Source organism: Legionella gratiana (genome assembly GCF_001467695.1).
Lineage (GTDB): Bacteria > Pseudomonadota > Gammaproteobacteria > Legionellales > Legionellaceae > Legionella > Legionella gratiana.
The window spans coordinates 132175-145937 of record NZ_LNYE01000006.1; the positions used below are offsets into that span (position 1 = coordinate 132175).

Here is a 13763-nt window from a genome sequence, read left to right on the forward strand (position 1 = left end):
AATATAATTATTATAGCAGCAATTCCAACACGCAAAAGCGGAGGGTCTAAATAACTTGCCAAACAGTAAGTACTTTGTTTCTAGAACAATGGTGCTTTTATACTAAGACTTTGATTGAGTCCCCCCGCTTTCGCCTGAATCTTCTACACATCTTGTCTATCGCAAATAAAACAGGACCCAATTATTTCTTTTGCAGAAGGAGATGGTATTGAGAGCATCGTCACCCTCTGCGTAAGCAGGGGGTCTCGTAAGCGTATGACTGCAAGGCGAAGTTTGGTTTAGAGCAAAGATTTGTTACTTTTAGACCTTCCGCTTTTGCGGAAGGCGACGGTATTGAGAAGTCCGTGCCTAGAAACAAAGATTGGTCCTAAGTTAACGACATTATCCGTTCAGGGGTATGCTTTGTGAGATAACATTCGTTTAGCACATAAAGGCATTTTATGCCTTTATGTCGAACGCATTATTTAGATATATTGGACATCAATAATTTCGTATTCTACCATCCCTCCGGGGGTATTTACTGTGACAGAATCATCTAACTCTTTGCCAATTAATCCACGCCCAATAGGTGAGCTGTACGAAATTTTATTCTGCTTAATATCTGCTTCGTCTTCACCAACAATTTGATAAGTAAGCTTGGCATCAGTTGCCACATTGCAAATAGTCACGGTACAACCAAATACAACTTTGCCATTGTTTGGCAATTTGCTGATATCAATAATTTGAGCATGAGATAATTTAGCTTCTAATTCCTGAATTCGTCCTTCATTAAAGCTTTGCTGTTCACGAGCAGCATGATACTCGGCATTTTCTTTTAAATCGCCGTGGGCTCGAGCAGTGGCGATCGCATCCACAATGCGAGGTCTATCAACAAATTTCAATCGATGTAATTCCTCTTTTAGTGCTTCTGCACCATGTACTGTCATAGGATATTTGCTCATATCTACCTCAATATTAATTCCTTTCTTAATGTAAATCCTGTAAGCGCGTTACAGTTCCTCTATCTTCATATTTCATTGCTAGACAAGCGGCCTCAGCACCTGACAAAGTCGTAGTATAACTAACCTTGTGTTGCAATGCATTGCGTCTAATTGCAAAAGAATCAGCAATAGCTTGCTTACCCTCTGTTGTATTCACAATAAAATCAATTTCGTTATTCTTTATAAAGTCTAAGACGTGTGGCCTACCTTCGTTGACCTTAAACACTCTTCGGCAATCAACACCAGCAGCTTGCAAAGCTAAAGCAGTACCACGCGTCGCTATGATTTCAAACCCTAATTCAATCAAGCGCTTCGAGATCTCTCCTACTCGCGTTTTATCCGCATCTCGAACAGAAACAAAAGCACGGCGACGTTTGGGGATATTACAGCTCGCCCCTAATTGCGCTTTAGCATAAGCTTGTCCAAAACGTCTGGCAATACCCATTACTTCACCTGTAGATTTCATTTCGGGACCAAGAATAGAATCTACTCCAGAAAACTTAATAAAGGGAAAAACAGGTAACTTAATCGAATAAAATGATGGCATGTGATGATTATGACTCAACCCTTGTTCTTTTAAACTAACACCTAACTTACAAAGAGCAGCAATTTTGGCTAAAGGCAGTCCTGTCGCTTTAGAGACAAAAGGTACCGTTCTTGAAGCTCTGGGATTAACTTCTAAAACATAAATATCATCAGCTTGAATTGCAAATTGAGCATTAATTAAACCCACTACGCCCAACTTCAATGCCATTTGACGCATTTGCTCCATTAAATCCTGTTGTACTACAACACTAAGACTAAAAGGAGGTAACGTGCACGCAGAGTCCCCTGAATGAATACCTGCCTGTTCTATATGTTCCATTACTGCACCAATTAATACTTCCTTGCCATCACAAACTGCATCAATATCTACCTCAATTGCATCATTTAAAAATTTATCTAACAATACTGGCGAATCATTAGATACAGCGACTGCATGAGACAAATAATGGCGTAGATCTTCTTCCTGATAAACTACTTCCATTGCGCGCCCACCAAGTACGTAAGAGGGCCTAACGACCAAGGGGTAACCAATCTTATTTGCTAGAACAATAGCCTCTTCTTCACTACGAACGGTACCATTTTCGGGCTGGTGTAATTTTAATTCAGTGACTAATTTTTGAAAACGATCCCTGTCTTCTGCTCTATCAATTGCATCTGGGGATGTTCCTATGATTTTCACACCATTCGCTTCTAAAGCTCGAGCTAATTTTAAAGGTGTTTGGCCACCATAATGGACAATCACGCCATCAGGTTGTTCCACTTCAACAATGGCTAAAACATCTTCTAAAGTCACAGGTTCAAAATACAAACGATCTGAAGTATCAAAATCAGTAGAAACAGTCTCCGGATTACAATTTACCATAATAGTTTGACAACCTGCGTCCCTAAGTGCCATAGCCGCATGTACGCAGCAATAATCAAATTCAATTCCTTGGCCAATTCGATTAGGACCACCACCAAGAATCATAATTTTTTTCTTGTCTCTATCGGGTTTCGCCTCACAACTACTTTCATAACAAGAATACATATATGCTGTGGCACTGGGAAACTCGCCTGCACAAGAATCAATGCGTTTATAGACAGGGAAGATTCCCAACTCTTTCCGTCTTTGGCGAACCTCTTCTTCAGCACAAGACCATAGCTTGGCTAAATAAGCATCCGAAAAACCTCGCTTTTTCAATAAGCGTAACGTTGTTGCATCAATGTTGCGTAGCGCCTTTTCAGCAACAGAACGTTCCAAAGTAACCAACTCTTCAATTTGTGCTAAAAACCAAGGGTCTACTCGGCTTTCCTGGTGAATTTCTTCAAGAGACATATTTTTTCGAAAAGCATCAGCAATATACCAGAGTCTATCTGGAGTAGGTTCACGTAAATTCCCTCTTAAACGTGCTAAATCACCTTTTAGAAACAAGGGATGTAAGCCACATCGACCTATCTCTAAACCACGAATCGCTTTTTGTAATGATTCCTGAAAATTAGCACCTATAGCCATAACTTCACCAACGGATTTCATTTGCGTCGTTAGTGTATCTGAAGTTTGTGGGAACTTATCGAAATTGAATCTTGGTACTTTAGTGACTACATAATCAATACTTGGTTCAAATGAAGCAGGAGTTTTACCACCAGTAATTTCATTTTTTAATTCATCGAGAGTATAGCCTACCGCAAGTTTCGCAGCAATTTTTGCAATTGGAAAACCAGTTGCCTTAGAAGCTAAGGCCGAGCTTCGAGAAACCCTGGGGTTCATTTCGACTACAAGCATACGTCCATTTTCAGGATTAATAGCAAATTGTACGTTAGAGCCCCCCGTATCAACTCCAACCGCTCTTAATACCTTAATTGCGGCATCACGCATACGTTGATATTCTTTATCAGTAAGAGTTTGTGCCGGTGCTACGGTAATTGAATCACCAGTATGTACGCCCATAGGATCAAAGTTTTCAATGGTACAGACAATAATGCAATTGTCATTTTTGTCACGCACTACTTCCATTTCAAACTCTTTCCAACCCAGCACTGATTCATCGATTAATAATTCATGAGTTGGCGACAACTCCAAACCACGCATACAAATTTCTTCAAATTCTTCACGATTATAAGCAATACCACCACCACTACCCCCCATAGTAAATGAGGGTCGGATAATCGCAGGATAACCCAAGCGAGCCTGTACCTGTATTGCTTCTTCCATACTGTGTGCAATCGCAGAGCGCGGCATATCCAAACCAATTTTAATCATCAGCTGACGAAATTTTTCTCTATCTTCAGCACGATCAATCGCCTCTCGTGTCGCGCCAATCATTTCAACATCATACTTTGCCAAGATTCCTTCACGTACCAAATCTAATGCACAATTCAAAGCAGTTTGCCCCCCCATGGTCGGCAAAAGTGCATCTGGACGTTCAATTTCAATAATTCGTGCAACTTCCTTCCATGATACAGGCTCAATATAGGTCGCATCTGCAAGTTCTGGATCGGTCATTATGGTCGCAGGATTGGAGTTCACTAAGATCACTCGATATCCTTCTTCCTTTAAGGCACGGACAGCTTGAGTACCCGAGTAATCAAATTCACAAGCTTGTCCTATTACTATAGGGCCCGCTCCAAGGATAAGAATGGATTTAATGTCAGTTCGTTTCGGCATGGCAACAACAAAAAAAGATAAAGTGATGTATTTTACCGAGTTTTGCTTAAAGTTTATACCCTTGACTTGCAATTATCCTAGAAAAAGCAGCTGGGTCCTACTGCTTTTTCTAGGATTATGTGTACAGATTGGCTAAAACAATTTGAAGTCCTGCTTCAGTTAACGATAAATATTTATAATTTGGATCCGCAGTAGTTCGTTCCAACCATTCATTAGCAATACAGACATCGGTTAATTTCTGCAATTGCCGTAATGAAACAGACTCATTTAATTTTAGAGAAAGCATTGCTGCAGATTCATCTTCCATATTTAAAAAAACTTGATCTCGAGTCACTCCAGTAGTTCTCATTACATCATAAAATAAACCTAAAATATCAATTTCATTCATGATGACAGGTCCTTTAAAATAAACATCAATTAACTATTAATTTATAGTATAAGCCTTAAATTACTCCATGGAAAAAATGGCTTCCTTTTCGAGATATTGGAATTAAGTACACTTAAGATACAACCTAGTATTCTGTTCAAGGGGTCGTGTATGAGCATGGCCTCCTGTTACTGAACCAAAAAATGCATGACAAGAAGCCCACATGCTGAAATTTATTCTTTGTGTTTCAGATAATTGAGACAACAACCTATCCACCAAAACACGTATTTCAACAACGGCATCACTCAATTCCTGGGAAGAACAATCATTTTCAGTAAGCTCGTACCACAGATATCTTGTTTCCATGTGATGGTAAGGCTCTGGCTTTTTAAAACGATCTCTAATTAAAGGGTGCATGGGATTTTTTTTCAATAAATGCAAAAAGCTTTCTTTATCCGTAACATAACTTGAAGCAGGGACATGATACCAACGCTCCCCTTTTTTATATTGTTTTACTAATAATATGGGTATATTGACTTTATTGTAGGCAATAAGCTCATCCTTAATTTTACTTTTTTCATTATCGATTAAAGCAAAACGTACCTCCTCCAATTTGGAAAAAAGATCTTGATATTGAGTGTATAAGGTTTGTAAAACAATGAATTGCTCTTTTGTTAGTTGCGCTAAAGGCTCTTTGAAGTTTGTTACATACTCCATGAGTTCTTCAATTTTTTTTAATTCAATTTCATCAAATAAAATAGGAGGCTCTCGTGGTTCTTTGCTTTGCAAATCAAGAATCTCAAAATCTTCATCCACTATCTCAAGATCGAGCCCCCCCTCTGCAATCCGTTGGTCTCCAGCATAATAGATAGCCTCATTTAATTCCTCTCTATCGTCAAGTCCTAAAAAAGCTCTAATTTGGTTCCACACATCCTGACTTACAATTTGTTGAGTACTTAAAGTATTCCAAAAACCATCCATTCCATAAAAGAGACTGTTTTTAAAACCAAGCCATAATGCCTCAACCGTATGGATTATCATACTGTACAAAAAATACGAAGCTAAAAGAACAAGAGCGCTCGTAATTAGGACTGCGGTCATTGGAAAAACAAAAAAAAGAGTCAGCGGTATATTAACTGCTTTAGACATACCTTGGTAATTTAATGTTAATGCCAGCGACAAAGGTATGCCTATGCTGGCACAAACTCCAATAAGTAGGGCAATCATTGCATACAAAAGATGACATGCAAGCACACGTAATGGTACTACAATAATACCTAAGAAAAGTGCTAAGAGGCGCTCTAGAATATACATAAGGAGACGTTTAACATGAGTTCAATATAAAAAATATCGTAATTTTTTAGATTAAACTACTGTTATTCATGATACTCTTGTATTTGGTTTTGTTTAAAACAAGTCGCTCCTATTGTGGAAGAAGTTGATGTTATTATCATTGGCGCAGGTGCTGCAGGCTTAATGTGCGCTATTGAAGCGAGCAAACGTGGCCGAAAAGTCTTAGTACTTGATCATGCCAATAAAGCGGGTAAAAAAATCTTGATGTCAGGTGGAGGCCGTTGTAATTTCACCAATTATTATATAGAGCCCGAAAAATACAAATCCAATAATCCTCATTTTTTTAAATCGGCCTTAACTCGCTATACCCAATGGGATTTTATTGAGCTAGTAAAAAAGCATAAGATCCCTTTTCATGAAAAAACCCTAGGACAACTCTTTTGTGATAACAAATCAATCGATATTGTTACTATGTTGCTTAAAGAATGTGATGCTGCAGGAGCGACAATACAGCTAAACACCAGCATTGAAAAAATTCACAAAACACAAAGTTTCAAAGTACAAACCACTAAAGGAACATTTCATTGCCAATCTGCAGTTATTGCCAGTGGTGGATTATCCATCCCAACCATGGGAGCAAGTCCTTTTACCTATAAAATTGCGGAACAATTTGGAATTAAAGTATGGCCAACACGAGCAGGACTTGTTCCTTTAACTTTGGATGTGGTTGAAAAAGAGAAAATAGCATTTCTTTCAGGAATTGGAGTAGATAGTTTGGTTAAAAATGCTTCTATAGAGTTTCGTGAGCATACACTGTTTACCCACCGAGGTTTGAGCGGTCCTGCAATCTTACAGTTATCTTCATATTGGAATGTCGGTCAAACTATTTGCATCAATTTATTGCCTGAAATTAATCTTTTCGAGTATTTAAGAGCGGCTCGAGTCAATAAACCACAAAAACAATTAAATTCGATATTATCCACACTATTACCCAAACGCGTCATTGAAATTTTTATCAAACCTGAACTTGCAGAAAAGAAATTAGCTGAACTACCAAATCGAGACTTAGAGTCTGTAGCCAAACAACTTAATTCTTGGATCATAAAACCCAATGGAACTGAAGGTTATCGAACTGCTGAAGTAACGATTGGTGGTGTAGATTGTCATTCCATTTCATCAAAGACAATGGAATCTCATGAAGTCCCTGGTCTTTATTTTATCGGTGAAGCCCTAGATGTAACTGGTTGGTTAGGAGGATATAATTTTCAATGGGCATGGTCCTCAGGTTGGGCTGCTGGCCAAGTAGTATAAATTAGAAGTCTACTGAATCACAGCTATCGTACCCTTTTCATGAGATAAAGTCCCAATAGTGCAAAAATAACCGTAGGTCCCAAAGCCGATAGCTCAGGCGGTAACTGAAATACCGTACTTAGCGGACCAAAAAAACGATTTAAAATATGAAAACTAAATCCGACTGCAGCACCAACCAATAACTTCGATCCCATGGTAGTTGAGCGTAAAGGCCCAAAAATAAATGGAATGGAAAGAATCATCATAACCATAGTTGTAAATGGTTGGATAAGCCGCTGTAAAAAAGCAAACTGATAATTATGTACATTTTGATGATTAATTTTTTGTTCTCGTATGTATCGATTTAATTCATGTAACGTCATTTCGTCAGGATCAATGCTGCTAATTGTCAAGATCTTAGGCTTTACCGACACATCCCAAGGAACAGAAACAAAAGTCTGCGCCTTAGTTTGATCGTCACTAAACTCTGTTTGTTGTACATCATAAGCTATCCACCCAGTTGGAGTATGCTGAGCCTCACGAATATAACGCGACATTCTTAAATGATGCTGATCGTCAAAGCGAAATTGATAAATGTTATGAAGCACATTATTGGAACGGACTACTCCCACTGAAATAAAATCATTATTATAACGGAGCCAAAACCCTTTTGAAGTTCGCAAAGTTTGGCCACCACTAATCGCAGCCGTTTTGTAATCATTCGCATAATGAGATAAGTATGGGACTAAAGTCTCACCGAGAGCAGTAACTAATACAATAAGGAACACAGACGCCTTTAAAACTGCCCAAGTAATCTGTCCTATAGACATGCCTGAAGCACGCATAATGACTAATTCACTATGATTCGCCAAGATCCCCAAACCAATTAACGTGCCGAGCAAACTAGCCATTGGAAAAAACAGATAAACTTGATAAGGCATTTGCAACATCACAAAAAGAGTAGCTTGCGCAATTCCATAATCAACTCGTCCCAAATCACTTATTTGATCAACAAATAAAATAAAAATTTGGAGTCCTATCAACATTAAAGTAACTAAACCAATAGAACCAAGAACTGTTTTTGCGATATAACGCTCTAATATTTTCATAGTCATGCCAGCTTTGCCTGATTACGCCAGAGCAACAGTAATCCAAATGCTATTATGCTAAGATGTACCCACCATAAACCTAACCAATACGGCATTTTTCCAGACACCATAGCATCACGTGCAATGAACAATAAATTAGCATATACAATATAAATAATAATTGCGGGTAGTAACTTAGCAAATTTACCTGATCGAGGATTAATACGACTTAAAGGAACGGCAATTAAAGTCAATGTAAATACCATTATTGGTACAGAAAAACGCCACTGCAATTCAGCTGCTTTAGCACGATCTGGATTATTGAATGGCAATAGATTTGCAGTACTTAGGGTACGAAAATCTTCGGATATCTTTACTACAGGGTGGGGTAATCGTGCTTTATATTGACCAAACTCCGCAATTTGATAATCAGCATGACCAGGAACCCCCTGATATTCTTTACCATTTTGCAGAATGATATAATCTTCACCTGTTTGGGGATCGGTTTCTGCAAAAGCTTGATCCGCCCATAACACATCCCAACGTGTTTTATCTTCTACTGTAGTTCGTTTTGCAAGAAATACTTGTTCCGCCTTAGTATGATCTCGACTCATCGATTGCACATAGAACACCTCCTTACCTTCATTAATGGCATGAAAACGTCCTGGCATAATGGTTTGGACTAAAGTTTGTATTCCAGTAGAGCGTAACAATTTAGCTCGTTCGATATAAATTAAAGGACTTCCCCAAATCATCACTACAGCTACGATAAAAGCAACTACTGTCGCCATAATAAAACTATGTTGTAATAATTTATTTGGGCCATAACCACAGGCACGTAATACAGTCATCTCACTTTCAGCATACAAACGACCATAAGCAAGTAACATTGCGATGTAAAAACCTAAGGGGATAAGCAAACAGAGTAAGGTAGGTAATTCCAACATCATTAATTTCATAATGATAATTCCTGGAATACTACCAGAAGCCGCTCGATTGAGGTATTGGATCAGCTGATTACTCAAAAAAATTAACACGAGTATAGACGTTAGCGAAATCAAAGTGATAAACACTTCTTTAGCTAAATAACGAAAAATAATCACTCAATGCCCCTATTTTAGTAATTCCCCCCTCTTCTAATGAAGGTAGCCCGATAAAGAGGTAACTACTCAAGTATCCTGTTACTGTGACTCAGCGACAAAGGCTCCAGGATATAGAGTAAGACACCTAGATTTTGCGTACACGCCACAGAACATAGGGCATTCTTTTCCCCAGATTTATTGGGAATTACCTAAAAGATGAGATAGCTTTACGCATTTTAACCCAGAAAAAGCGGTTGAATCTACTAAATTAACGTGAGTTCGACATAAAAGGGTATAAAAATAACTTTTATGTCCTTAAGAGAACCAACGGTCAACAGACACTAGAATCACTGTCATTAACTGAAGCAACGAGTAGTCGCCATCACGAAAGAGGGGCCCCATGTTGATGGAAACACAATGCTTCTATAGAAATGGATTTCCGCTTTCGCGAAAATAACAACATCCTTCAGCAATGGCAGTAGACTCTAGATGCTAGGCAGCAAGAACGACAACAGCTCAAACTTAATTGGTTGAGCTGTTTTAACAAGGCAGTGGATTAATGCTTTGCTTCAGCAGCTGTCTTTTTGGCTTCTTGAACAAAACCCAACATCGCTTTCTCAATAATTTGGAACGATTTTTGAAGATAATCCAAAGTTTTGTGGCCATTTTCAACAGCCAAATTGATTTGTTTCTCCAATAATTCTTCAGGTTTTTTAATACCTGCGATCTCTTCGGGTTTGAGGTAATTAATACCTTGTAATGTTTTAACATTTAATTCAGCCATAGCTTGAAAAGGCTCTTGCATTTTCTTAGCTATTTCAGTCCATCTTTCAAAATTTTGTTGATACATGATATTCTCCAAATATGTTGCAATGCACAATTTTATATTAGTATATATGCGTCAATTTTGTCAACGGGTTATAAAAATATTTTTTGCAATGCACCATAAAAAAGCATGGACTAAGAATTAACTGTTAGATTTAAATAAGCTTTGCCATTGCTGCATCATTTTCTGCATTTGTTGATTCCAAGTTTCCGTTGCCTGGAGATAAGGATTATTTTGCAATGGCTTATCCATAACTTGAAACATCTGCTCCATCATCTGTTTTAAAGAAGCATGCATAGGATGATTCGCTAAAGAAATAATCTGTCGTAAAATCTCAGGGGATAAAAATTGAGTAGATCCTGCCTCCATCTCTACGATAATTTGCAATAAAATGGAGTTAGTTAAATCCTTTCCTGTTAGAGAATCCTCTACTTTAAACGATACATTATCTACAACATAACGTTGTAACTCTTCTAGGGTGATGTACTGACTGGTCTCAGTGTCATAAAGCCGACGATTCTTATATTTTTTTATTAAACGAGCCATAATTTTCTCATGATATAAATAATCTTAAGATATTCATAGAATGTTTCGATTTGAATTACATAAAAAGATTTTCAAAAAATTCATTCAAATAACTAATACATGTGAAGACCGCCATTGATACTCAAATTAGCCCCAGTTATATATTGGCTTCTTTCGCTAATCAAAAACTCAACTGCCCAGGCAATTTCCTGTGTTTGAGCTAAACGTTTTGCAGGAATTTGGGCAATAATAGCTTCAAGAATATCGGGTCTAATTCCCTTCATTAATCGAGTATCAACATACCCAGGGGAAAGACTATTAACAGTAATATTTTTACTCATTAATTCTTGCGCCAAACTTTTTGTGAATCCATAAACTCCTGCCTTTGAAGCAGCGTAATTCGCCTGTGAAAATTGTCCTTTTTGTGCATTCACAGAAGAAACATTAACAATTCGGCCGTATTCATTTTGCTTCATGTTTTCAACCACATGACGAGTTACATGAAACATTCCATCAAGATTAACAGTAAGTACTTCATCCCATTGCTGTTTAGTCATTTTAGTAAATACAGCGTCTCGAGTAATTCCTGCATTATTAATCAATACATCGATATTACCGTACTCTTTAATAATCGAAGAAATAACCGTTCCACATTGCTCATAATCCGTTACATCCATATGACGAAAATGAATATTTTTATATCCTTGCTCTTTTAACTCATTTTCCCATGCTTGACCTTGCTTTTCAGAAATTAAATCAAGAGCAAAAACATGCTTATATAATGCATTTAATTCTTTGGCTATCGCAGTACCGATATCACCAGTACCACCAGTAATCAACGCCGTATTGTTTTTGTGCATACAATTCTCTACTTATTAAAAAAGAAAGGCTAAAATAATCAATAATGTCCAAGCTTTTAAAACCAGGACATTATCTTTTACATATACTGACCGCCATTAACATCTAAATTAGCTCCTGTGATAAATCCACTACCCGGAGATACTAAAAAGGCAACGGCATCGGCAATTTCTTTAGGATACCCCAAACGTCCAACAGGAATACTTGATATTATTGATTTAAGCACGTCTTCTTTTAAAGAGGAAAGCATAGGAGTTTCTATATAACCTGGAGAGATCGTATTCACAGTTATCCCTTTGCTTGCTACTTCCAACGCAAGACTTTTGCTAAAGCCATATAAAGCAGATTTAGTAGAAGCATAATTACATTGACCGAATTGTCCTTTTCGACCATTAATGGAAGAAATACTTACAATACGACCATAACCTCTATCAATCATTATGGGAATCACATTACGAGTCATATTAAATACACTCGTTAAATTAGCCTCGATAACACTATGCCAGTGTTCTGGAGTCATTTTTCTCAAACTGCAATCATGAGTAACACCTGCATTATTTACTAATACATCGATACGCTCATAACGTTCCATGACAAGAGAGATTAACTTTTCACAATCTGCAAATTGAGCTATGTCTCCATAAACGATATCAATATCAAAACCTAACTTTTTTTGCTCTTCTTGCCATTGTTTGGCTTCGTCATGTTTTCCATGCTTAAAATAACATGCCACAACCTGAAAATCGGAAGCCAATCGTTGACAAATAGCGGAACCTATGCCTCCCGTTCCTCCAGTTACTATTGCTATGCCTTTCATCATAAACAACTCCCTGTTAGTACGATAATAAAATAAATTATAGAAAACCAAACTAAAAACCCATCAATTTGAAATGATGGGTAATTACGTCAGTTCCATATAAAAAATAAAGTGATTTTTTATATCGAACTGTTTTTATTTAGAACTGGATCCCGTATAAATGCTACGCATCCCCACTTTTGCTGGGAACAAGCTTTACGGGATAACGCTCGTTGAGCTGCCATAAAAGGCATTTCTATGCCTTTTATGTCGAACTCACAATTTACCTGTAAGCAGGAACATATCCTTTTATTTGCTGCGCAAATTGCCTTAAAACATCAAGACCAGACTCTTCTGCCTGCCGACACCACTGTTGTAAAGCCTCAACCAACTCTTTCTGGGTAGAGGCCGTTTTTAGCCAAATATTTTGTAGTGACTGTTTGTAGGCATAAACTACACGTAGTTGTTCACGAGCTTCCAGTAAGTTAGATAAACGAGTTTTTGCTTTAGCAGTCAACAAGCAATTTTCTCGTCTTAATAGACTTCCTGCACGCGCAAAAAGCTTTTTCTCTTCTTTACTTTCTACACCGCTATTTTTTTCCTGTTTGAGTATCGGTCTAATGACACTTTTATAATAATTCGACATAACTTGGAATCGATTAGAAACCACCGCTTTTACTGTATCTAAATCGACATGCAACTTACCTGCATCCATAGCAAGCTTAGGAGGTAACTTTTTCACTTTAGCCAAACCTAAAAAGGAAAGAATACGAATATACATCCAACCTATGTCAAACTCCCACCATTTAACTGAGAATTTTGCTGAAGAAGCAAAGGTATGATGATTATTATGCAACTCTTCCCCACCAATCCAAAAGCCCCAAGGAAAAATATTTCTTGCAGCATCGAGACACTCAAAATTTCTATACCCCCAATGATGTCCAATTCCATTAATGACCCCAGCAGCAAAAAATGGTATCCACATCATTTGAATCGCCCAAATGGTAATTCCAGGCACACCAAATAAAAATAAATCCCCAAAAAACATGAGCCAAATTCCTCGAGAAGAATGACGAGAATAAACATTTCGCTCGAGCCAATCCGTAGGAGTACCATGGGAGTATTTAGCAACCATTTCTCTATTTTTACGGGCCGAACGATAAAGCTCAGCTCCCTCCCAGAATACTTTTTTAATACCAAAAACCACAGGACTATGAGGATCGCCTTCTACATCAGCTGATGCATGATGCTTACGATGAATAGCAACCCAATCTGCTGTGACCATTCCGGTGGTTAACCATAACCAACAACGAAAAAAATGACTAACAATGGGGTGCAAAGTCAGCGCTCGATGAGTCTGATTTCGGTGAAGATACAACGTGACCGCTGCGATAGTAATTTGCGTCAAAATCAATGTCGCAATAACATATCCCCAAAAAGACAGGTTTAAATAACCAAAAACCATAAT

At 37.8% G+C, this 13763-nt stretch carries 12 protein-coding genes; 1 reads left to right on the forward strand and 11 read right to left on the reverse strand.

All coding sequences use genetic code 11. From position 1 onward, the window contains the following. Positions 1-464: 464 nt before the first annotated feature. The 4 genes from greA to Lgra_RS03085 all read right to left on the reverse strand — a co-directional run bounded on the left by greA (position 465) and on the right by Lgra_RS03085 (position 5851). Positions 465-941 carry a transcription elongation factor GreA gene (gene greA, locus Lgra_RS03070; RefSeq protein ID WP_058497820.1) on the reverse strand — a complete coding sequence of 159 codons (477 nt, stop codon included), beginning with the start codon at positions 939-941 and terminating at the stop codon, positions 465-467. A gap of 25 nt (positions 942-966) precedes the next feature. Beyond that, positions 967-4170: a carbamoyl-phosphate synthase large subunit gene (gene carB, locus Lgra_RS03075; RefSeq protein WP_058497934.1), complete on the reverse strand. Its 3204-nt coding sequence runs from the start codon at positions 4168-4170 to the stop codon at positions 967-969. A 115-nt stretch (positions 4171-4285) separates the two neighbouring features. Beyond that, positions 4286-4558: a hypothetical protein gene (locus Lgra_RS03080; RefSeq protein WP_058497821.1), complete on the reverse strand. Its 273-nt coding sequence runs from the start codon at positions 4556-4558 to the stop codon at positions 4286-4288. Positions 4559-4660: 102 nt separating this feature from the next. Further along, positions 4661-5851, reverse strand: a complete 1191-nt coding sequence (locus Lgra_RS03085; RefSeq protein WP_058497822.1) for a hypothetical protein — start codon at positions 5849-5851, stop codon at positions 4661-4663. A 114-nt stretch (positions 5852-5965) separates the two neighbouring features. Between Lgra_RS03085 and Lgra_RS03090 the strand changes: the two genes are divergently transcribed. Continuing rightward, on the forward strand, positions 5966-7141 hold the full coding sequence (locus Lgra_RS03090; RefSeq protein WP_058497823.1) for a BaiN/RdsA family NAD(P)/FAD-dependent oxidoreductase: 1176 nt from the start codon (positions 5966-5968) through the stop codon (positions 7139-7141). A 23-nt stretch (positions 7142-7164) separates the two neighbouring features. Here Lgra_RS03090 and lptG read toward each other — a convergent pair whose 3' ends face one another. The 7 genes from lptG to Lgra_RS03125 form a co-directional block, all read right to left on the reverse strand. Further along, on the reverse strand, positions 7165-8235 hold the full coding sequence (lptG, locus tag Lgra_RS03095) for an LPS export ABC transporter permease LptG (protein ID WP_058497824.1): 1071 nt from the start codon (positions 8233-8235) through the stop codon (positions 7165-7167). Beyond that, positions 8232-9311, reverse strand: a complete 1080-nt coding sequence (gene lptF, locus Lgra_RS03100) for an LPS export ABC transporter permease LptF (protein ID WP_058497825.1) — start codon at positions 9309-9311, stop codon at positions 8232-8234. The genes lptG and lptF overlap by 4 nt, the downstream gene beginning before the upstream one ends. Positions 9312-9846: 535 nt before the next feature. After that, positions 9847-10140 carry a phasin family protein gene (locus tag Lgra_RS03105; RefSeq protein ID WP_058497826.1) on the reverse strand — a complete coding sequence of 98 codons (294 nt, stop codon included), beginning with the start codon at positions 10138-10140 and terminating at the stop codon, positions 9847-9849. Between the two features lie 117 nt (positions 10141-10257). After that, positions 10258-10662, reverse strand: coding sequence for a polyhydroxyalkanoate synthesis regulator DNA-binding domain-containing protein (locus Lgra_RS03110; protein WP_058497827.1), 405 nt, complete (start codon positions 10660-10662; stop codon positions 10258-10260). Between the two features lie 92 nt (positions 10663-10754). Beyond that, a complete protein-coding gene (phbB, locus tag Lgra_RS03115; protein WP_058497828.1) occupies positions 10755-11501 on the reverse strand; it encodes an acetoacetyl-CoA reductase in 747 nt (248 codons plus the stop codon). A gap of 77 nt (positions 11502-11578) precedes the next feature. After that, complete coding sequence (phbB, locus tag Lgra_RS03120; RefSeq protein ID WP_058497829.1) at positions 11579-12319, reverse strand: acetoacetyl-CoA reductase; 741 nt, start codon at positions 12317-12319, stop codon at positions 11579-11581. A 259-nt stretch (positions 12320-12578) separates the two neighbouring features. Next, entirely contained in the window at positions 12579-13760 is a 1182-nt protein-coding gene (locus tag Lgra_RS03125; RefSeq protein ID WP_058497830.1) for a DesA family fatty acid desaturase, read from the reverse strand. Between the last annotated feature and the right edge of the window lie 3 nt (positions 13761-13763).

What these genes read in the sequence shown, in the direction of transcription:
- greA (WP_058497820.1), bottom strand. Translation starts at nt 941, where the DNA reads ATGAGCAAATATCCTATGACAGTACATGGTGCAGAAGCACTAAAAGAG.
- carB (WP_058497934.1), bottom strand. Translation starts at nt 4,170, where the DNA reads ATGCCGAAACGAACTGACATTAAATCCATTCTTATCCTTGGAGCGGGC.
- Lgra_RS03080 (WP_058497821.1), bottom strand. Translation starts at nt 4,558, where the DNA reads ATGAATGAAATTGATATTTTAGGTTTATTTTATGATGTAATGAGAACT.
- Lgra_RS03085 (WP_058497822.1), bottom strand. Translation starts at nt 5,851, where the DNA reads ATGTATATTCTAGAGCGCCTCTTAGCACTTTTCTTAGGTATTATTGTA.
- lptG (WP_058497824.1), bottom strand. Translation starts at nt 8,235, where the DNA reads ATGACTATGAAAATATTAGAGCGTTATATCGCAAAAACAGTTCTTGGT.
- Lgra_RS03105 (WP_058497826.1), bottom strand. Translation starts at nt 10,140, where the DNA reads ATGTATCAACAAAATTTTGAAAGATGGACTGAAATAGCTAAGAAAATG.
- Lgra_RS03110 (WP_058497827.1), bottom strand. Translation starts at nt 10,662, where the DNA reads ATGGCTCGTTTAATAAAAAAATATAAGAATCGTCGGCTTTATGACACT.
- phbB (WP_058497828.1), bottom strand. Translation starts at nt 11,501, where the DNA reads ATGCACAAAAACAATACGGCGTTGATTACTGGTGGTACTGGTGATATC.
- phbB (WP_058497829.1), bottom strand. Translation starts at nt 12,319, where the DNA reads ATGATGAAAGGCATAGCAATAGTAACTGGAGGAACGGGAGGCATAGGT.
- Lgra_RS03125 (WP_058497830.1), bottom strand. Translation starts at nt 13,760, where the DNA reads ATGGTTTTTGGTTATTTAAACCTGTCTTTTTGGGGATATGTTATTGCG.